Here is a 19,433-nt window from a genome sequence, read left to right on the forward strand (position 1 = left end):
GGCCTTGGCCGGGCGCACCGAGGCATAGGCCGCCGCCATGCCGCTCAACACCGCGCCCGCGATCAACGCGACTAGAACCCGCTTCATCCGCCCTTACTCCGTCACCAGTTCGCGTACATCGGCCAGCCGCCCGGTCACCGCCGCCGCCGCCGCCATCGCGGGGGAGACGAGGTGCGTCCGCGCGCCCGGTCCCTGCCGTCCTACGAAATTGCGGTTGCTGGTGGAAGCGCAGCGTTCGCCCGGCGGCACCTTGTCCGGGTTCATCGCCAGGCACATCGAACAGCCGGGTTCGCGCCATTCGAAGCCCGCTTCGGTAAAGATGCGGTCCAGCCCCTCGGCCTCGGCCTGGCGCTTGACCAGCCCCGATCCGGGCACGACCAGCGCCTGCTTGATCCCGTCCGCGACATGCCGCCCCTTCACGACGCTCGCGGCGGCGCGCAGATCCTCGATCCGGCTGTTGGTGCAGCTGCCGATGAAGATGTAGCTGACCGGGACATCCTGCATCCGCGTGCCGGGCGTCAGGCCCATATAGTCGAGCGACTTCTGCGCCGCGACGCGCTTGCTCGGATCGGCAAAACTGTCGGGCGACGGCACGACGCCGGTGATCGGCACGACATCCTCGGGGCTGGTGCCCCAGGTCAGCGACGGCGCGATGTCGCTGGCGTGCAGCTGCACCACCTTGTCATACACTGCGCCCGCATCGGTCGGCAGCGTCCGCCAATAGTCGACGGCGCGGTCCCATGCCGCGCCCTTCGGCGCCATCGGCCGGCCCTTCAGATAGGCGAAGGTCGTCTCGTCGGGCGCGATCAGGCCGGAGCGCGCCCCGCCCTCGATCGACATGTTGCTGATCGTCAGCCGCCCCTCGACCGACAGCGCCCGGATCACTTCGCCGGTATATTCGACGACATAGCCGGTGCCGCCCGCGGCACCCGTCTTGCCGATGATCGCCAGCACGACGTCCTTGGCCGACACGCCATAGCCGAGCGTCCCGTCGACGCGGATTTCCATCGTCTTCGATTGCTGCAACAGCAGCGTTTGGGTGGCCAGCACATGCTCGACCTCGCTGGTGCCGATGCCGAACGCCAGCGCACCCAGCGCCCCGTGCGCGCTGGTGTGGCTGTCGCCGCAGACCAGGGTCGTGCCCGGCAGGGTGAAGCCCTGTTCCGGGCCGACGACATGGACGATCCCCTGTTCGGCCGCCGTCGCATCGATGTAGCGGATGCCGAAATCGGGCGCGTTCTTCTCCAGCGCCGCCAGCTGCTGCGCACTCGCCGGATCGGCGATCGGCAGGCGGTGGCCCGCCGCATCCACCCGCCGCGTCGTCGGCAGGTTATGGTCGGGCACCGCCAGCGTCAGCTCGGGCCGGCGGACGGTACGGCCATTGGCGCGCAGCCCGGCAAAGGCCTGCGGGCTGGTGACTTCGTGGACGAGGTGCCGGTCAATATAGATCAGGCAGGTGCCGTCATCGCGGCGCTCGACGACATGGTCGTTCCAGATTTTTTCGTACAGGGTTTGCGGACGGCTGTTCATGCCTGCGCGTTAACCGAAAACAGTCGCCAGCAAAAGTCCGCGCGACATTTTATTACCGATGCAGAGATATTTCGTATCTCCCATGCGGCCCCTTCGGGATGGGGACACGTTCCTTCCGCGATCCTCCTGCCCACGACGGCATACGACGCCCACGCCGCATCATCCCGACCCCGCCCATGGCCGCAACGCCCGCACGCTGGATGCAAGTGAACGCCTTCCTGGCCGATGTCCGCGACGGGCTGGGGCCGTATCTCGCCATCTATCTCGTCTCAGTGCGCGGGCCGACCCATGGCTGGGACGAGGCGACAGTGGGCATAGTGATGACCATCGCCAGCATCGCCGGGCTGCTGGTGACCACCCCGGCCGGGGCGCTGGTCGACCGGATCAAGGCCAAGCGCGCGCCGCTGCCGGTGATGGTCGCCGCGATCATGCGCGGCACCGGACGGTTCAGCGCCGCGCTCGGGCTGGCGCTGTTGTGGTTCAAGATGCCGGAGACGGCGGAGCGGTAAGCTGCTCCACCATCGTCATCCCCGCGCAGGCGGGGATCCATAGACGCAACGCTGGTAATGTTAGCCGAAACGTCAGCGTCTATGGATTGCCACCTCCGCGGGAATGATGATTGGGGCGGCGGGATTACCCCTCGTACTTCGCCGTCGTCTTTTCGCGCACCTCGTCCGCGCTCACCCCCGGCGCGGTTTCGACCAGCCGGAACGGGCTGGCATGATCGTCGCGCGCAAACACCGCCAGGTCGGTGATGATCATGTCGACCACCCCCAGCCCGGTCAGCGGCAGGGTGCATTCCGGAATGAACTTCGGATCGCCGTTCTTGCTGGTATGCTCCATCACGACGATGATCTTCTTGACCCCGGCGACCAGGTCCATGGCCCCGCCCATGCCCTTCACCATCTTGCCCGGAATCATCCAGTTGGCGATGTCGCCGTTCTGCGACACCTCCATCGCGCCCAGCACGGTCAGGTCGATATGCCCGCCGCGGATCATCGCGAAGCTGTCGGCGCTGCTGAAATAGACCGATTGCGGCAATTCGCTGATCGTCTGCTTGCCGGCATTGATCAGGTCGGCATCCTCTTCGCCGGCATAGGGAAACGGGCCGATGCCCAGCATCCCGTTTTCCGACTGCAACGTCACCTCAACGCCATCGGGGATATGGTTCGCCACCAGCGTCGGGATGCCGATGCCGAGGTTGACGTAGAAACCGTCCTTCAGCTCGCGCGCGGCGCGTGCCGCCATTTCGTCGCGGGTCCAGGCCATGGGATTACTCCTTGCGCGCGCCGGGATCGCTCCAGCGCAGATCATTGGGGAACACATCGTCGTAATCACCGGCCAGCGCGGTGCCATAGACGGGGTTGGGCAACACGAACCAGCCATTGCCCCACAGCGGCGCGATTGCCGGCGAATCCGCCGCCGCGCGCCGTTCGGCGGGTTTCAGGCCGGCATTGAACAGGTCGCTGAAATCGCCCAGCTGATCGCCGACCAGCGCCACGACGCAATATTTCGCGGCGATCAGCGCGCGACGGGCATCCTTGCCCGACCCGCCCGGCGCATCGCCCTTCAGGAACAGCGTCTCGCCATGCTTGGCGGGGCCGAGGCCGGCGCGGTTGAGCACGTTTTCGGTATATTGCGCGGTGGCGGCATTGCGGTTGGTATTGAACACGACGGTCACGCCCGCCGCGCGCAGCGCCGCCAGCCCCTCGACCGCACCCGGCACCGCGCGCGTCGCCCGCCCGTCCGAACGCTCCCACCGTTCCCAGCGCGCCGCGTCATAGGACAGGCCCCCGCGCGCGTCGGAATATTCATAGCCGGTGTTCAGCAGCACGGTTTCGTCGACGTCGAACACGACAGCAGCCTTGCCGGTGCAGGCGAGCTGCTTCGGCATCGCCAGCGTCGCATCGGGTGCAAGCACCGCCGACAGCGGCATCCGGCGCAGCGTCGTGCGGTCACGCTGATATTGCTGCACATAGCGGACCAGCGCCGAATAGGCCTGCCGACTCGCCGCCGCCGCCTCCCCCGATCCATAGAGATACTGCATCCCCGCCGGCACGCCCGCGACGGTCGCGGGGGCGACAGGGGCGGCCGGCGACTGGTTCCCGACGGCGACGACACAGCCCGACAGGGCGAACGCGGCGGTGGCGAGGGTGAGCGCCCGCGCAACCCCCATCGTCACCCCGGACTTGATCCGGAGTCCCGCTTCTTCTTCTGCGGTCAGGAGGTAGCGGGACCCCGGGTCAAGCCCGGGGTGACGTGATGGTTGGGGGAACGCCCCGCCCGTATCCCCGCGCAGGCGGGGATCCAGAGCCACAGGCGCGGACGTCGGCGCTTCACCACCCTGGATCCCCGCCTGCGCGGGGATACGGAAGGTAGGAAAACCCATCACACCCGCTCCCGCACCGTACGGAACTCGATCTGCTTGTCGTACGGTGCACCGACGATCATCCGCTTCACGTAAATCCCCGGCAGGTGGATCGCATCGGGGTCGAGCGACCCGACCGGCACCACTTCCTCGACTTCGGCGACACAGATGTTGGCGGCGGTCGCCATCGGCTGGTTGAAATTGCGCGCGGTCTTGCGGAAAATCAGGTTGCCGGCTTCGTCGGCCTTCCACCCCTTGATGATCGACACATCGGCGCGGATGCCGCGTTCGAGGATATAATCCTCGCCGTCGAACTGCTTCACCTCTTTCCCTTCCGCGATCAGCGTGCCGACCCCGGTCTTGGTATAGAAGCCCGGAATGCCTGCCCCGCCGGCGCGGCAGCGTTCGGCCAGCGTCCCCTGCGGGCAGAATTCCACCTCCAGCTCACCGCTCAGATACTGCCGCTCGAACTCCTTGTTCTCGCCGACATAGCTGGAGATCATCTTCTTCACCTGCCGGCTGCGCAGCAGCTTGCCCAGGCCCTGTCCGTCGATCCCGGCATTGTTGCTGGCGATGGTCAGGTCCTTGACCCCCGATGCCTCGATCGCATCGATCAGCCGTTCGGGGATGCCGCACAGGCCGAACCCGCCGGCGCACAGCGTCATGCCGTCGTGCAGCAGCCCGTCGAGCGCGGCCTGTGCATTCGGGTACAGCTTCTTCATCGCCACTCTCCCAACTTCCTTGGGGCCGGATTACGCATGGCCGCGCGGGCGGGTCAAGAACCTGAACCACCTTTCAACTTCTCCGACGCCACTGGCGCACCGCTGAACCGCGCGATAGCCTGCCGACATGACAGAGTCGCGCACCGGTGGCCGGATCCTGGTCGATGCCCTCGCCCGCCACGGATGCGACCGCATCTTTCACGTGCCGGGCGAAAGTTTCCTGGCCGTTCTCGACGCGCTGCACGACACGCCGGCGATCGATCTGGTGACCTGCCGGCAGGAAGGCGGGGTCGGCTTCATGGCGTGCGCCGATGGCGTGCTGACCGGACGGCCCGGCGTCGCCTTCGTCACGCGCGGGCCCGGTGCCACCAATGCCTCGATCGGGGTGCATGTCGCGCGGCAGGATTCGGTGCCGATGCTGTTGTTCATCGGCGATGTCGACCGGGCAGCACGCGACCGCGAAGGCTTTCAGGAAGTCGACTTCCTCGCGATGTTCGCGCCGCTCGCCAAGCTGGTGCTGCGCATCGACGACCCGGCCCGCATCCCCGAATATATCGCGCGCGCGTGGCGCACCGCCACCTCCGGGCGGCCGGGGCCGGTGGTGATCGCGCTGCCCGAAGACATGCTGTGCGAAGAAGCGATCGTCGCCGACCGCCCGCCGCTGGCCAAGCTGGAAACCACGCTCGCCCCCGCCGACTTCGCCGATTTGCTCGACCGTATCGCCCAGGCCGAGCGCCCGGTGGCGATCGTCGGCGGCGCGGGCTGGGACAAGGCGACCGGCGCGGCGTTCAGTGCCTTTGCCAAACGCTGGGGCATCCCCGTCGCCGGTGCGTTCCGGCGACAGGACGCCATCGCCAACGATCACGCGGCATGGGCCGGCAATCTCGGCTACGGCCCCTCCCCGAAACTGGTCCAGCGGATCAAGGCCGCCGACCTGCTGCTGGTGATCGGCGCCCGGCTGGGGGAGGCGACGACCGATGGCTATACCCTGATTACCCCCGACCATCCGGGGCAGGTGCTGGTCCACGTCCATCCCGACCCGGCCGAGCTCGACCGGGTGTACCGCGCCGACATCGCCATCGCCGCGACCCCGTTCGCCTTCGCCGCCATGCTCGCCTGCGCCGAACCACCCGCAACGCCCCGGCCCGCAATGGCCGAGGCGCATGGCGAATGGCTGGCATGGTCGACCCCCGCCCCGCGCGACGTCACCCTCGACCTCGGCCCCTGCGTCGCGGCGATGCGCGAACGGCTGTCGGGCCACGAAACCATCATCTGCAACGGCGCGGGCAATTTCTCCGGCTGGTGGCATCGCTACTGGCACTATGGCTGGAGCGGCACGCAGCTGGCCCCGACCTGCGGCGCGATGGGCTATGGCACCCCCGCCGCCGTCGCCGCCGCGCTGCGCTGTCCGGACAAGCTGGCGGTGGCGATCGCGGGCGACGGCGACTTCCTGATGAACGGACAGGAACTGGCCACCGCGATCCATATGCAGGCTGACGTCCTGATCCTGCTGGTCGACAATGGCGGCTATGGCACGATCCGCATGCATCAGGAGCGCGAATATCCCGCCCGCGTCAGCGGCACCGCGCTCACCAACCCCGATTTCGCCGCGCTGGCGCGTGCCTATGGCGCATGGGCCGAAACGGTCGAGACCACCGACCAGTTCGCCCCCGCCCTCGACCGCGCGCTGGCGCGGGGCGGGGTACGACTGCTCCACCTGCGCACCGACATGAACGTCATCACCCACGGCACGACCATCGCCGCGATGCGGGCGCGTTAAGGGACGGTTCGAAAACGCGCGAAAGAGCGCGTTTTAAAGCGGTGCCGGCCCGCAAAACGGGCCAACGGCACGTTTTCGAACAGCCATTAAGCCTATCGTATCGATTCCAACCTATCCCCCGGAACAACAACCAGTTTCCGGGGGATTTCCGTGAAGACCGTCGCGACCATCACCGCCGCCACGCTCGCCGTCGCCGCAGCCGCTCCGGCCGCCGCACAGAGCATCGTCGACACGCCGCTCGGCCCCCGCATCGAACTGCGCGTCGGGTGGGACCGGGTCGATGTCGTGACCGAAGTCCATGACGGATCGGCCCGCGATGAAGTGACGACCGGCGACAGCGGCATCACCTATGGCGGCGAGGTCGGCTACGACATGGTGCTGTCGGGAGCGTCGGTGATCGGCGTCTATGCCGGGCTGTCGAAATCGACGCTGGAAACCTGTGACGACCTGTCGTTCGGTGCGACCGTGATCGCGCGCGACTGCCTGTCGACCGGTCGCGAGATCGCGGTCGGCGGCCGCATCGGCTTCGTCACCGGCCCCAATTCGCTGGTCTATCTGAAGGGCGGCTACAGCAACGGCGAATTCCGCCGCGACGTCCGCGACCTGACCACGCCCGCCGACAATTTCCGTGACAAGACCCGCCTCGACGGCTTTCACCTCGGCGCCGGCGGCGAAGTCGGCCTGACCAGCCGCGCGTACGGCAAGCTCGAATATCTCTACACCAACTACGCCGCCAACAAGGGCACCGTCGGCCAGTACCGCATCGAAACCGGCGTCGAACGCCACCACGTCGTCGCCGGGCTGGGCTACCGCTTCTGACATGAAAAGGGCCGCCCCGGTTTCCCGGAGCGGCCCCTTCGACACCATCCGCCACTACATCGGCGGTACGCGGTGCCTGTCAGCTCAGATCTTGTCGCCGAGCGCGCCCTTGACGCTGCCCTTGACGTCCTGACCGGTGCCCTTGGCCTGCTGGGCCTCACCTTCGGCTTCCAGACGCTCGTTGTCGGTTGCCTTGCCGATGGCTTCCTTGACGTTGCCGGCGACCTTGTTGCCTGCTGCGGCAAGCTTGTCGGTGAATTCACCCATGATCGGCTCCTTGCGGTTGCGCGGGGGCTGTTACCCTCGCTGGATTGCCCGAATACAACCGCCTCGACCGCCGGCTTGTTCCATTAAATCTGTTTCATATAAGTCCGGCGAGCGGGCTGGACGGGTCGGCGTACATGCGCCGCTGCATCCGCCCGGCGCGATAGCCCATGCGCCCGGCCTCGACCGCCGCCTTCATTGCCGCCGCCATCAGGATCGGGTCCTTCGCCTCGGCGATCGCGGTATTCATCAGCACCCCGTCGCAGCCCAGCTCCATCGCCACCGCCGCGTCCGACGCTTGGCCCACGCCGGCATCGACCAGCACCGGCACCTTCGCGCCTTCGACGATCAGGCGGATGGTGACCAGGTTCTGGATGCCGAGGCCGGACCCGATCGGCGCGCCCAACGGCATGATCGCCACCGCGCCGGCATCCTCCAGCCGCTTGGCCGCGATCGGATCATCGACGCAGTAGACCATCGGCTTGAAGCCTTCGTTCGCCAGCACCTCCGTCGCCCGCAGCGTTTCCACCATGTCGGGGTACAGCGTCCGCGCCTCGCCCAGCACCTCCAGCTTCACCAGGTCCCAGCCACCCGCCTCGCGTGCGAGGCGCAGCGTGCGGATCGCGCTGTCGGCATCGAAACAGCCGGCGGTATTGGGCAGGTACGTGATCTTCTTCGGGTCGATATAATCGGTCAGCATCGGCGCCTTGGGATCGCTGACGTTTACCCGGCGCACCGCGACCGTCACGATCTCCGCGCCCGATGCCGCGACCGCGGCGGCATTCTGTTCGAAATCCTTGTACTTGCCGGTGCCGACGATCAGCCGCGAGGCAAAGGTCTTGCCCGCCACGCTCCACGTATCGGCCGGAGCGTGGTCGCCGCCGCCGACGAAGTGCACGATCTCCAGCTCGTCGCCATCCTCGACCCGGACATCGGCCAGCGTCGAGCGCGGCACGACCTCAAGATTGCGTTCGACCGCCACCTTTTCCGGCACCAGCCCGATCTGCGCCGCCAGCTCGGCAATGGTCAGCCCGTCGCGAATCCGCATGTGATCGCCGTTGACCGTGATGCTGATGGTGCCGTCGCTGTGCATGTCGTCTCCTGTGGGCGCGCGTCTCTCGACTTCGGCCGCCCGCTCCGGGTATGGTGCGGTGCATATAGGGAGCGCGTGACAGCCCCCGCAACCGAAAGCATGTCCGTTTGCCCGCCACCGTCTTCGTTCTCAACGGCCCGAACCTGAACCTGCTCGGCCTGCGCGAGCCCGAAATCTATGGTTCGGACACGCTGGATGACATTGCCGGCATGCTGGAGGATCGCGCCCGCGAACTGGACCTCCAGATCGACCTGCGCCAGTCCAATCACGAAGGGCATCTGGTCGACTGGCTGCACGAGGCGCAGGCAGAGGGGGCCAAGGCCGTCCTGCTCAACGCCGGCGCCTATACCCACACGTCGATCGCGCTGCACGACGCGATCAAGGCGGTGAAGACCCCGGTGATCGAGGTCCACCTGTCCAATCCGCACCAGCGCGAGGATTTTCGCCATGTCAGCTTCGTCGGCCAGGCCGCACGCGGCACGGTGGCGGGGTTCGGCGCGCTTTCCTATCTGGTCGCGCTTGAAGCGGCCGCCCGCATCTGACAAGGGCGCGGTTTTTTAAGAATACACCATTGGGGGTTACCATGGCAGACGACAATCAGGGCGAAGGAACGCCGTTCACCAGCCACGCGATGCGCGTCGACATCGACCTCGTGCGGGCGCTGGCGCAGGTGCTGGACGAAACCGACCTGACCGAGGTCGAGGTGGAGGACGGCGCGCGCAAGGTCCGCGTGGTGCGCAAGCCCGCGCCGGTACAGGCAGCGGCAAGCTACGCCCCGGCCCCGGCCTATGCACCCGCGCCGCAGCAGCCGCAGCTGGCCGCCCCGACGATCGAGGCCGGCGCCGCCGCCGCACCGATCAGCGCCGTGCCGCCGGTCACCTCGCCGATGGTCGGCACCGTCTATCTCGCCGCCAATCCGGAAGCGAAGCCGTTCGTGTCGGTCGGGCAGAAGGTCGCCGCCGGCGATACGCTGGTCATCATCGAAGCGATGAAGGTCATGAACCCGATCGTCGCCCCGGCGGCGGGCACCGTGACGCAGGTCCTGGTATCGAACGGCCAGCCGGTCGAATTCGACCAGCCGCTGGTGGTCGTGGAATAACATGCCCGACATCAAGAAACTGCTGATCGCCAATCGCGGCGAGATCGCGCTCCGCATCCATCGTGCCTGCCACGAAATGGGGATCAAGACGGTCGCGGTCCATTCGACCGCCGATGCCGATGCGATGCACGTGCGGCTGGCGGACGAGGCGATCTGCATCGGCCCGCCGTCGGCGACCGACAGCTATCTCAACATCCCCAACATCATCTCGGCGGCCGAAATCAGCGGCGCGGACGCGATCCATCCGGGCTATGGCTTCCTGTCGGAAAACGCCAAGTTCGCCGAGATCGTCGAGCTGCATAACCTGATCTTCGTCGGCCCCAAGCCCGAACATATCCGCACGATGGGCGACAAGATCGAGGCAAAGCGCACCGCCGGCGCGCTCGGCCTGCCGCTCGTCCCCGGTAGCGACGGCGCGATCAGCGACATCGCCGAGGCGAAGGCGATCGCGGCCAAGGCTGGCTATCCGGTCATCATCAAGGCGGCGTCGGGCGGCGGCGGCCGGGGCATGAAGGTGTGCCATTCCGAGGATGAACTCGAAACGCTGATGCAGCAGGCCGGCAGCGAGGCAAAGGCCGCGTTCGGCGACGCCACGGTGTATCTCGAGAAGTATCTTGGCAACCCGCGCCACATCGAGATCCAGGTCTTCGGCGACGGCAATGGCAAGGCGGTCCATCTGGGCGAGCGCGACTGTTCGCTACAGCGCCGTCACCAGAAGGTGCTGGAGGAAGCCCCCTCCCCCGTGCTCAGCCAGGCCGATCGCGAGCGGATCGGCGGCGTCTGTGCGAAGGCGATGGCCGACATGGGCTATCGCGGTGCCGGCACGATCGAATTCCTGTGGGAAGACGGCGAGTTCTACTTCATCGAAATGAACACCCGCCTGCAGGTCGAACATCCGGTGACCGAGATGATCACCGGCATCGATCTGGTCCGCGAACAGATTCGCGTCGCCGAAGGGCACGGCCTGTCGTGCGAGCAGCAGCAGATCCGCTTCACCGGCCACGCCATCGAATGCCGCATCAACGCCGAGGACCCGCGCACCTTCGCGCCGTCGCCCGGCACGGTGAAGCATTTCCATGCGCCCGGCGGCATGCACGTCCGCGTCGATAGCGGGCTGTACGCCGGCTACAAGGTCCCGCCCTATTACGACAGCATGATCGCCAAGCTGATCGTCTATGGCACCACCCGCGAACGCTGCCTGATGCGCCTAAAGCGCGCGCTGGAGGAGTTCGTGATCGAGGGGATGAAGACCACCATCCCGCTCCACCAGTCGCTGCTCGACGATCCCCAGTTCCAGCAGGGCGACTACACGATCAAGTGGCTCGAAGAGTGGCTGGCGAAGAACGACTGACGTGAAGCCCTCCCCGCAGCGCGGGGAGGGGATATGCCGCATGGCGAATGGAGCGTTCGCAACCGGCAGGTCGTGCGCCGCTCCCTCAGTCGCGAAATGTGTCCATCACCAGATAGTGGTGACATCCCGCAGCGATATCGTACGGTGTGGTGCGCCCTGCCCGCGCCTCCAGTTCGATCACGGATTCGAAAATCCGGATTTCGAGAAACGTCGGGAAATCGTCCTCCATGTCGATCTCCTCTTCGTCATCTTCGGCGAGGAAAAATGTCGCAGCAACGATCTTCTCGATCGTTTCTCGATCGCCGCGTTCGGCCGTAAATATCCAGCCGTTCGCTTCCGGGGTCTGCAGTTCGGCAATCAGCCGCGCGATACCATCGATCCTGCGCATGACATTCTCCGCTGCTTCGAAAGGTCGGCCATGCACGCCACAATCTACCACAACCCACGCTGTTCCAAATCTCGCGCGGCACTCACCCTGCTCACGCAAGCAGGCACCGATGTCACCATCATCGAGTATCTCAAGACCCCACCCACCCGCGATCAACTAGCCGCGTTGTTCGCCCGCGCCAATCTCACCCCGCGCGACGCCCTGCGCACGAGCGAAACAGAGGCCAAGCCGCTGAAGGCCGCCACCGACGCGCAAATCCTCGACGCGATGGCCGCCCACCCGATCCTGGTCGAGCGCCCGATCGTCGAGACGGAAAAGGGCGTCGTCATCGCCCGCCCGCCCGAACGCGTCCACGAAGTCCTGTAGCCACCTCTCCACACCGTCACCCCGGGCTTGACCCGGGGTCCCGCTTCTTCTGTTACGTCAGCCAAGAAAGCCGGACTGCGGGTCAAGCACAGCGTGACGTAGAAGCGAAGGCGCCCCCTTACGCCGCCATTCGTCATTCCCGCGAAGGCGGGAATCCATAACCGCCGACGTGTCGACCAGAGGCGCGACCGCTGCGTTCATGGGTCCCAGCCATCGCGGGAACGACCAACAGGATGCCCCTTTTCCTACACGCCCCAATCCTGCCAGCCTTGCGCTCCCGCTCTTTCCCATCGTCGACCCGCCCCACCGCCGCAAACGCCACCCCCGCACCAGCGCGACCAACCGCGCACGAGTGTGAACTTTGGCCCCGACAATTCCGGCCAACCCACCGCAATCGCTTGGAACTGCAACGATAGCCTGTCATTGCAGCCGCATGGCGCGTCACACCCCTCCGCTCGAACCGGGTCGCAACTGCTGGCGGATGGAGCGTGCCACGCGCGCGACCGTGCTGGTCGATGCCGACAATTATTTCACCCATGCCCGCGACGCAATGCTGAAGGCCAAGAAGCAGATCCTGCTCATCGGCTGGGACTTCGACGCGCGCATCCGCTTCAAGACCGATGCCGACAGCGAAGGCCCGGAAAAGGTTGGCGAATTCATCAGCTGGCTGGTCCGCCGCACGCCGGGGCTGCAGGTCCATATCCTGCGCTGGGACACCGGCGCCATCAAGACGCTGTTCCACGGTCGCACCCTGGTGCGCATCGCCAAGTGGATCGCCGATCCGCAGGTGCATATGCGGCTCGACGCCCATCACCCGGTCGCCGGGTCGCATCACCAAAAGGTCGTGGTGATCGACGACGACGTGGCGTTCTGCGGCGGGATCGACATGACCGTCGACCGCTGGGACACGCGCGAGCATCTCGACGACGATCCCCGCCGGGTCGAGCCGGACGGCACGCCCTACCAGCCATGGCACGACGTCACCACCGCGTTGGAAGGGCCAGTCGCCGCTGCGCTTGGCGACATGTGCCGCCAGCGCTGGGCGATTTCCGGTGGCGACACCCTGCCCGCGCCGACCGGCGCCGGCGGCTGCTGGCCGACCGGGCTGGAGGCTGACTTCACCGACATCGACGTCGCCATCGCCCGCACCATTCCGGAAATGGCCGATCAGGAACCGGTGCATGAGATCGAGACGCTCTATCTCGACCTGATCGCCCGCGCCGAACGCTTCTTCTATGCCGAGAGCCAGTATTTCGCCTCGCGCAAGGTCGCCGAGGCGATCGCCAAGCGGCTGGATGAGGCGGACGGGCCGGAGATCGTTATCGTCAACCCGACCACTGCGGAGGGCTGGCTGGAGCCGGTGGCGATGGATTCGGCCCGCGCCCGGCTGTTCCAGGCGCTGAAGGAACGCGACCGCCACGACCGGCTGCGCCTCTACCACCCGTTCACCGCCGGTGGGTCCCCGATCTATGTCCATGCCAAGGTGACGGTGATCGACGACCAGCTGCTGCGTGTCGGTTCGTCCAACTTCAACAATCGCTCGCTGCGGCTCGACACCGAATGCGACGTGACGGTCGACGCCACCCGCCACGCCAATGCCGACGAACGCCGCACCATCGCCGGCATTCGCGACTCTTTGCTCGCCGAGCATCTGAACGTCGATTGCAAGACGATCGAAGCAACGCTGGAACGCACCGGATCGCTGATCGCCACGATTGAGGAACTGCGCGGTGACGGCCGCTCGTTGCGCCCCTATGAAATCCCCGACCTGAACGCGGTCACCGAATGGCTGGCCGACAACAAGATCCTCGATCCCGAAGGGCCGGGCGAAATGTTCGAAGGGCTGGCGCAGCGCACGCCGCTGCTCAAGAAGCTCCGGAAGCATCGCCCCCATCTCCACCGCGCCGACAACACCTTGTCGCCGGTGATGACGGCGGTCGCGGTCGGCGGCACCGTGGCGGGCGGCACGCTGATCGGCATGATGCTGTGGAATGCGTGGAAGAAGCGGGGAAGCTGACCGCTCAAATGATCGGGGGATATGTCCGATGATGTGGGCGATGGCAGCGCTGATCTGGAGCGGTATCGGCCTGAGCCTAGTCTCGCCGCGCTATCGTATCGCCGGACACTTGCGGCAGGCCATCGGGGTTGCCGCGATGATCCTGGTTGCGGTCATGGCGTGGCGATGGTGGTCCGGTGCCTTACGGGCCGACATCGATCTGGCGTGGCTGGTGTCGATATCCGGCGTATTCGCCAGCGATCTGGTCAAGCGCCGGACAGGTCGACCGGACGCGGCAAAGGCCGGCGAACCGGCCTGAAAACCGAAGCGGGGACCGGCACCGGCCCCCGCCCCGCAACCGGACTTAGTTGCTGTCCGAGTTGTTGTCGTCGACGGCGATGATGACGCCACCGGCAACGATCGCCGCTGCGAGCAGCGCGAACACGATGCCGCCGCCGGCCAGCTTCTGGCCACCCTTGGTCGGGGCAGTCGCGCGCACCGACTTGGCAACCGACAGCGCCGACGCGTTCTGTGCGGCATTGGCGGCGACCGGAGCAGCGGCCAGCGTGGTCGCGGCGATCGCCGTCAGAAACTTCGAAACCATTCAGATTCTCCCTTGCTCGGCATGATGCCATGCTACGCCGAGTTCGGCGATGCGGATCACCGACGCCCAGCGTGCCGAACGGTTCCCACGCGAGGGGGTAATTCCGAAGCGCTATAAACACTTTCGGGCATATTTGTTCCGTGACTGTACCTATTTTGCAACGCAACATTGCTGCGCTGTTACAGTACAGGGACGAACAAACCGGCTGGCACCGTGCGCGGCTGCGCGCTAGAGGCACGCCCATGACCCAGATCACGCCCGAGATCGTCGCCGAGCACGGCCTGTCCCCTGAGGAATATGAGCGCGTCCTGCACGCGATGGGACGCGAACCCAACCTGACCGAGCTCGGCATCTTCTCGGTCATGTGGTCCGAGCATTGCAGCTATAAATCCAGCCGCATCCACCTGAAGAAGCTGCCGACCACCGGCCGCCAGGTCATTTGCGGTCCGGGCGAGAATGCCGGCGTGATCGACATCGGCGACGGACAGGCGGCGATCTTCAAGATGGAGAGCCACAACCACCCCTCGTACATCGAACCCTATCAGGGCGCGGCGACGGGCGTCGGCGGCATCCTGCGCGACGTGTTCACCATGGGCGCGCGGCCGATCGCCAACCTCAACGCGCTGCGCTTCGGCCGGCCCGATCATCCGAAGATGCGCCACCTGATCGCGGGCGTGGTCCATGGCATCGGCGGCTATGGCAACTGCGTCGGCGTGCCGACCGTGGGGGGCGAGGTGAATTTCCACCCCGCCTATGACGGCAATATCCTCGTCAACGCGATGACCGTCGGCATCGCCGACACCGACAAGATCTTCTATTCGGCCGCGTCGGGCATCGGCAATCCGATCGTCTATGTCGGGTCGAAGACCGGCCGCGACGGCATCCATGGCGCGACCATGGCCTCGGCCGATTTCGGCGAGGATGCCGAGGAAAAGCGCCCGACCGTGCAGGTCGGCGATCCCTTCACCGAAAAGCTGCTGATCGAGGCGTGCCTCGAACTGATGGCATCGGACGCGATCGTCGCGATCCAGGACATGGGTGCCGCCGGCCTCACCTCCTCCTCGGTCGAAATGGCGTCGAAGGGCGGCGTGGGCATCGAACTGGTGATGGACGACGTGCCGCAGCGCGAGCGTGGCATGACGCCGTACGAGATGATGCTGTCGGAAAGCCAGGAGCGGATGCTCATGGTGCTGAAGCCCGGCCGCGAAGACTTCGCCAAGGCGATCTTCGACAAATGGGAACTGGACTTCGCGGTCATCGGCCATGTCACCGACACCGGCCGCATGGTGCTGAAGTGGCAGGGCGATGTCGTTGCCGACATCCCGCTCGCCCCGCTGGCCGACGACGCGCCGCTCTATGATCGGCCGCATGTCCCGACGCCGAAGCCCGCCGAGCTGACCAACGTGCCAACCTGCGCCGATCCGGCCGCCGATCTGCTGACGCTGATGGGGTCGGCCGACATCGCCTCGCGCCGGTGGATCTGGGAGCAGTATGACCACATGGTCGGTGCCGACACCGTGCAGCGCCCCGGCGGCGACGCGGCGGTGGTGCGCGTCCATGGCACGCAGAAGGCGCTGGCGATGACCACCGACTGCACCCCGCGCTATTGCTTCGCCGATCCGGTCGAGGGCGGGAAACAGGCGATCGCCGAGGCGTATCGCAACCTGACCGCGGTCGGTGCGACGCCGCTGGCGGTGACCAACTGCCTGAACTTCGCCAATCCACAGCGGCCCGAAATCATGGGCCAGATCGTCGGTTGCCTGGAAGGGATGAGCGAGGCGTGCCGCGCATTGGACTTCCCGATCGTGTCGGGCAACGTGTCGCTCTACAATGAATCGAAGGCGACCGGCGGCGGTTCGGCGATCCTGCCGACCCCGGCGATCGGCGGCGTCGGCCTGCTGGCCGATTGGCAGAAGTCGGCGACGATCGCGTTCAAGCAGACCGGCGACATCATCCTGCGCGTCGGCGACCGCACCGGGTCGCTCGGGCAATCGCTGTGGCTGCGCGAGCTGCACGGCCGCGAGGAAGGCCCGCCGCCGCCGGTCGATCTCGACGCCGAACGCAGCACCGGCGGCTATATCCGCCAGGCGATCCTGTCGGGCAAGATCACCGCCTGCCACGATGTGTCAGACGGCGGCGTCGCAGTGACCGTCGCGGAGATGGCGCTGGCCGGCAATGTCGGCGCGATCCTCGACCGCAAGCTGCCGTTCGACGATATCGCCCGCTCGCTCTTCGCCGAGGATCAGGGCGTTTATATCGTCACCGTCCACGACCATGCGCTGCTCGAGTTCCTGCAGGGCGCGGAAAAGGCCGGGGTCGATGCCGAACCGATCGGCCGCACCATCGGCAGCCGGATCATCTTCGAATTGAACGACGGCGATTTCGCGGTGTCGCTGGCCGACCTGCGCACCGCGCACGAAGGCTTCTTCCCCGCGCTGATGGACGCCGACGCGGCGCTCGCCTGAGACCGCTTCCCCCTGCCCGCGCGATCGGGCAGGGGTTTGTCATGACCGACCCCCGCCCCGCCGCCGACCGCATCGTCACGCTGGACGTGGTGCGCGGGGTGGCGGTGATCGGTATCCTGTTCGTCAATATCCTCAGCTTCGCGCTGCCCGATACCGCGCGGCTCAACCCCTATGCCTGGGGGATGCAGGGTCCGGTGGACCTGTGGGCCTATTTCGCGACGATGGTCGCGTTCGACGGCAAGATGCGCGGGTTGTTTTCCTTCCTGTTCGGGGCATCGCTGCTGCTGGTGGTCGATCGGGCCGAAGCGGCGGGCGCGGACCCGGCAGCGGTGCATTACCGGCGGATGGGCTGGCTGTTCGTGCTTGGGCTGGCCCATGCCACGCTGCTGTGGTCGGGCGACATCCTGATGCATTACGCGCTGGTCGGATCGGTCGCGTACGGCTTCCGCCACCATGGCCCGCGCCGCCTGATCGCGTTCGGCTGCGGCTGTGCGGCGGTGACGTGGCTGTTCCTCAGCATGATCGCCCTGTCCTATCTCGCGATGCAGGCCGCCGTCACGCCCGCCGCCGCCCAGGGCCTGCGTGACTTCGACAACGGCTTCGGCATCCCCGCCCCGGCGGTGCTGGCGCAGGAAATCGCGCTGTTTCGCGGCGGCTATGTCGGCATCCTGCGGCACAACGGCGCGGAGGTCGCGACGACGCTCTACAACGTCTTCTTCATCGGGTTCGAGACGCTCGGCTATATGCTGTGGGGCATGGCCGCCCTGCGCAGCGGCATGCTGACCGGCGCATGGTCCGCCGCACGCCTGCGCCGCTGGGCGATCCTCGGCATCGCGATCGGCGGCGTGGGCTATGCCGCGCTGACCGCGTGGATGATCGCGCGGGGGATCGACGCCGGCACCGTCCTGATCGGCCCGTTCGCGCTGACCCCGCCGCTGCGCGCGATCATGATCCCGGCCTATGCCGCCGCGATCCTGCTGCTGGCCGGGCATGGCGGCGTGATCGCCCGGCGCTTCGCGGCGGTCGGACAGATGGCGCTCAGCAACTATCTCCTGACCACGTTCGCCATGTGCCTCGTCTTCTATGGCTGGGGGTTCGGCCAGTTCGCCCGGTGGCCGCGCGTCACGCTGTACGGGCCGGTGCTGGCGATGGGGGCGCTGATGCTGCTGTGGTCGCAACCGTGGCTCGGGCGCTATCGCTATGGCCCGTTCGAATGGCTGTGGCGCTCGCTTGCCCGGTGGGAATTGCAACCGCTTCGCAGGCGCCCCTGACCTTAATAACTGCGAATCACCCGCAATAGTTCTTGCGAACGAGTGTCATTACCACTATAGCGAGCCTCGTCAGAGCGAGGGCGAGACACATGGTCGTATGCGTTTGTAATGCCATCCGGGAACGCGACGTACGCGAAGCCGCGCGGGGCGGTGCGAGCAGCGCCTGCCAGGCCTATCGGGCGCTGGGCTGCCAGGCGAAATGTGGGCAGTGCGTGCCGTTCGCGCGAGCCATTATCGATGCGGAGCGCGCGGCTGCCTAGCGTTCGCAGGTTTCGAAACCCGCAGAAATCCGCCACTTTTCCGCTGTCGTTACATCGCCAAACTGCGTAAGAGCCGTCCATCTCCACGATAAGGACGAACGACGTGAAGGGCGACGCCAAGGTCATCGAATTTCTCAACGAATCGCTGAAGAACGAGCTGACGGCGGTCAACCAATATTGGTTGCACTACCGCCTGCTCGACCATTGGGGCGTCTACAAGCTCGCCCAGTTCGAGCGTCATGAGTCGATCGACGAAATGAAGCATGCCGACCGTCTGGCGGAACGCATCCTGTTCCTCGACGGCCTGCCCAATTTCCAGCTGCTCGGCCGCCTGCGCGTCGGTGAGACGGTCGAGGAAGTGCTGAAGGCCGATCTCGCGATCGAGGTCGAGGCGGTGGCCCAGCTGCGCGAGGCGGTCGCCTATTGCGAAAGCATCCGCGATTTCGTCAGCCGCGACCTGTTCGCCGAAATCCTGTCGAACGAGGAAGAGCATGTCGACACGCTCGAAACCCAGTTCGAAATGATCGAACGGATGGGCATCCAGAACTACATCCAGCTCAATTCGGTCGCCGAGCTCGACAAGCACGGCTGATCCCGACCGCCATCGGCCGCACCGTGCGGCCGGTGGCACCCGACATCACAGCGCGACCGGACGCTTTCCAAAGCCGGTCGGGCGACGAACGGCCAGCGGGTTGGTATCGCGGTCGAGCATGGCCAGCGTCGCCTCGAACGTCGGGCGCAGCCGGGCGACATGCTCCAGCGCCTCGGTCGGCACATCGCGGGTTTCGACGCATTTGCGGGCGATCACCTCGATCCCCTCGGCCAGATCGGCCAGCGTCTCCGCGCCGAACTGGCGTGATTCGCCCTTCAGCGTATGCGCGGGCAGCACCATCGTCGCCGCGTTCTGATCGCGCATCGCCGCCTCGATCGCCCGCACCGACTTGATGCCGTCTTCCTTGAAATATCCGAGAATGCGGACGAAATTCCCGCCAAGTTCAACCCGTGCCGCGGCCAGCACGCGCTGATCGATCAATCCATCGTTCATTCCAGCCGCCCC

General features: G+C 66.4%; 22 protein-coding genes. 13 read left to right on the forward strand and 9 right to left on the reverse strand.

Annotated features, from left to right (window positions below; genetic code table 11):
- Window positions 1-93 precede the first annotated feature (93 nt).
- Entirely contained in the window at window positions 94-1,530 is a 1,437-nt protein-coding gene (gene leuC, locus ASE58_RS15130; protein WP_055823072.1) for a 3-isopropylmalate dehydratase large subunit, read from the reverse strand.
- Window positions 1,531-1,706: 176 nt separating this feature from the next.
- On the opposite strand from leuC, the gene ASE58_RS18220 reads away from it, so the two are divergent.
- Window positions 1,707-2,039, forward strand: coding sequence for a hypothetical protein (locus ASE58_RS18220; RefSeq protein ID WP_055823075.1), 333 nt, complete (start codon window positions 1,707-1,709; stop codon window positions 2,037-2,039).
- Window positions 2,040-2,163: 124 nt separating this feature from the next.
- Here the strand turns inward: ASE58_RS18220 and ASE58_RS15140 are convergent, their stop codons facing one another.
- The 3 genes from ASE58_RS15140 to ASE58_RS15150 form a co-directional block, all read right to left on the reverse strand.
- Window positions 2,164-2,799: a CoA transferase subunit B gene (locus ASE58_RS15140; protein WP_055823078.1), complete on the reverse strand. Its 636-nt coding sequence runs from the start codon at window positions 2,797-2,799 to the stop codon at window positions 2,164-2,166.
- A 4-nt stretch (window positions 2,800-2,803) separates the two neighbouring features.
- Window positions 2,804-3,706 carry a 5'-nucleotidase, lipoprotein e(P4) family gene (locus tag ASE58_RS15145; RefSeq protein WP_055823081.1) on the reverse strand — a complete coding sequence of 301 codons (903 nt, stop codon included), beginning with the start codon at window positions 3,704-3,706 and terminating at the stop codon, window positions 2,804-2,806.
- A gap of 212 nt (window positions 3,707-3,918) precedes the next feature.
- Window positions 3,919-4,620, reverse strand: a complete 702-nt coding sequence (locus ASE58_RS15150; RefSeq protein WP_055762465.1) for a CoA transferase subunit A — start codon at window positions 4,618-4,620, stop codon at window positions 3,919-3,921.
- A gap of 127 nt (window positions 4,621-4,747) precedes the next feature.
- On the opposite strand from ASE58_RS15150, the gene ASE58_RS15155 reads away from it, so the two are divergent.
- Both ASE58_RS15155 and ASE58_RS15160 read left to right on the forward strand, forming a co-directional pair.
- Window positions 4,748-6,400 carry a thiamine pyrophosphate-binding protein gene (locus ASE58_RS15155; protein ID WP_055823084.1) on the forward strand — a complete coding sequence of 551 codons (1,653 nt, stop codon included), beginning with the start codon at window positions 4,748-4,750 and terminating at the stop codon, window positions 6,398-6,400.
- Between the two features lie 150 nt (window positions 6,401-6,550).
- Window positions 6,551-7,219, forward strand: a complete 669-nt coding sequence (locus ASE58_RS15160) for an outer membrane protein (protein WP_055762471.1) — start codon at window positions 6,551-6,553, stop codon at window positions 7,217-7,219.
- Between the two features lie 84 nt (window positions 7,220-7,303).
- Here ASE58_RS15160 and ASE58_RS15165 read toward each other — a convergent pair whose 3' ends face one another.
- Together ASE58_RS15165 and thiS are read right to left on the reverse strand one after the other, a co-directional pair.
- Window positions 7,304-7,486 (reverse strand): CsbD family protein, encoded by a 183-nt coding sequence (locus tag ASE58_RS15165; RefSeq protein WP_055787668.1) that lies wholly within the window; start codon window positions 7,484-7,486, stop codon window positions 7,304-7,306.
- Window positions 7,487-7,580: 94 nt separating this feature from the next.
- Window positions 7,581-8,576 carry a sulfur carrier protein ThiS gene (thiS, locus tag ASE58_RS15170; RefSeq protein WP_082468099.1) on the reverse strand — a complete coding sequence of 332 codons (996 nt, stop codon included), beginning with the start codon at window positions 8,574-8,576 and terminating at the stop codon, window positions 7,581-7,583.
- A 107-nt stretch (window positions 8,577-8,683) separates the two neighbouring features.
- On the opposite strand from thiS, the gene aroQ reads away from it, so the two are divergent.
- The 3 genes from aroQ to accC are packed head-to-tail and all read left to right on the forward strand — an operon-like array spanning window position 8,684 to window position 11,026.
- Complete coding sequence (aroQ, locus tag ASE58_RS15175) at window positions 8,684-9,118, forward strand: type II 3-dehydroquinate dehydratase (protein WP_055823087.1); 435 nt, start codon at window positions 8,684-8,686, stop codon at window positions 9,116-9,118.
- Window positions 9,119-9,159: 41 nt separating this feature from the next.
- Window positions 9,160-9,675 carry an acetyl-CoA carboxylase biotin carboxyl carrier protein gene (gene accB, locus ASE58_RS15180; RefSeq protein ID WP_055762480.1) on the forward strand — a complete coding sequence of 172 codons (516 nt, stop codon included), beginning with the start codon at window positions 9,160-9,162 and terminating at the stop codon, window positions 9,673-9,675.
- A 1-nt stretch (window position 9,676) separates the two neighbouring features.
- Window positions 9,677-11,026 (forward strand): acetyl-CoA carboxylase biotin carboxylase subunit, encoded by a 1,350-nt coding sequence (accC, locus tag ASE58_RS15185; protein ID WP_055823090.1) that lies wholly within the window; start codon window positions 9,677-9,679, stop codon window positions 11,024-11,026.
- 85 nt (window positions 11,027-11,111) lie between these two features.
- Here accC and ASE58_RS15190 read toward each other — a convergent pair whose 3' ends face one another.
- On the reverse strand, window positions 11,112-11,414 hold the full coding sequence (locus ASE58_RS15190; protein WP_055823093.1) for a hypothetical protein: 303 nt from the start codon (window positions 11,412-11,414) through the stop codon (window positions 11,112-11,114).
- A gap of 30 nt (window positions 11,415-11,444) precedes the next feature.
- On the opposite strand from ASE58_RS15190, the gene arsC reads away from it, so the two are divergent.
- The 3 genes from arsC to ASE58_RS15205 all read left to right on the forward strand — a co-directional run bounded on the left by arsC (window position 11,445) and on the right by ASE58_RS15205 (window position 14,095).
- Window positions 11,445-11,780, forward strand: a complete 336-nt coding sequence (gene arsC, locus ASE58_RS15195; RefSeq protein ID WP_055823096.1) for an arsenate reductase (glutaredoxin) — start codon at window positions 11,445-11,447, stop codon at window positions 11,778-11,780.
- 433 nt (window positions 11,781-12,213) lie between these two features.
- Window positions 12,214-13,797, forward strand: coding sequence for a phospholipase D-like domain-containing protein (locus ASE58_RS15200; protein WP_055823100.1), 1,584 nt, complete (start codon window positions 12,214-12,216; stop codon window positions 13,795-13,797).
- 40 nt (window positions 13,798-13,837) lie between these two features.
- The gene (locus tag ASE58_RS15205; RefSeq protein ID WP_156347760.1) at window positions 13,838-14,095 is read left to right on the forward strand and encodes a hypothetical protein; all 258 of its coding nucleotides are present in this window, start codon (window positions 13,838-13,840) and stop codon (window positions 14,093-14,095) included.
- A 45-nt stretch (window positions 14,096-14,140) separates the two neighbouring features.
- On the opposite strand, the gene ASE58_RS15210 is transcribed toward ASE58_RS15205, so the two are convergent.
- Window positions 14,141-14,380: a hypothetical protein gene (locus ASE58_RS15210; protein ID WP_055762496.1), complete on the reverse strand. Its 240-nt coding sequence runs from the start codon at window positions 14,378-14,380 to the stop codon at window positions 14,141-14,143.
- 242 nt (window positions 14,381-14,622) lie between these two features.
- Here ASE58_RS15210 and purL point away from each other — a divergent pair, with 242 nt between their 5' ends.
- The 4 genes from purL (at window position 14,623) to bfr (ending at window position 18,968) form a co-directional block, all read left to right on the forward strand.
- On the forward strand, window positions 14,623-16,845 hold the full coding sequence (purL, locus tag ASE58_RS15215; RefSeq protein WP_055823106.1) for a phosphoribosylformylglycinamidine synthase subunit PurL: 2,223 nt from the start codon (window positions 14,623-14,625) through the stop codon (window positions 16,843-16,845).
- A gap of 41 nt (window positions 16,846-16,886) precedes the next feature.
- Window positions 16,887-18,116, forward strand: coding sequence for a DUF418 domain-containing protein (locus ASE58_RS15220; protein ID WP_055823109.1), 1,230 nt, complete (start codon window positions 16,887-16,889; stop codon window positions 18,114-18,116).
- Window positions 18,117-18,205: 89 nt separating this feature from the next.
- Window positions 18,206-18,376: a (2Fe-2S)-binding protein gene (locus tag ASE58_RS17605; protein WP_082443370.1), complete on the forward strand. Its 171-nt coding sequence runs from the start codon at window positions 18,206-18,208 to the stop codon at window positions 18,374-18,376.
- A 103-nt stretch (window positions 18,377-18,479) separates the two neighbouring features.
- Complete coding sequence (bfr, locus tag ASE58_RS15225) at window positions 18,480-18,968, forward strand: bacterioferritin (RefSeq protein WP_055762504.1); 489 nt, start codon at window positions 18,480-18,482, stop codon at window positions 18,966-18,968.
- Window positions 18,969-19,013: 45 nt separating this feature from the next.
- Here the strand turns inward: bfr and ASE58_RS15230 are convergent, their stop codons facing one another.
- Window positions 19,014-19,421 (reverse strand): Hpt domain-containing protein, encoded by a 408-nt coding sequence (locus tag ASE58_RS15230; protein ID WP_055823112.1) that lies wholly within the window; start codon window positions 19,419-19,421, stop codon window positions 19,014-19,016.
- Window positions 19,422-19,433: the final 12 nt, after the last annotated feature.

It is taken from the genome of Sphingomonas sp. Leaf9 (assembly GCF_001421355.1).
Lineage (GTDB): Bacteria > Pseudomonadota > Alphaproteobacteria > Sphingomonadales > Sphingomonadaceae > Sphingomonas.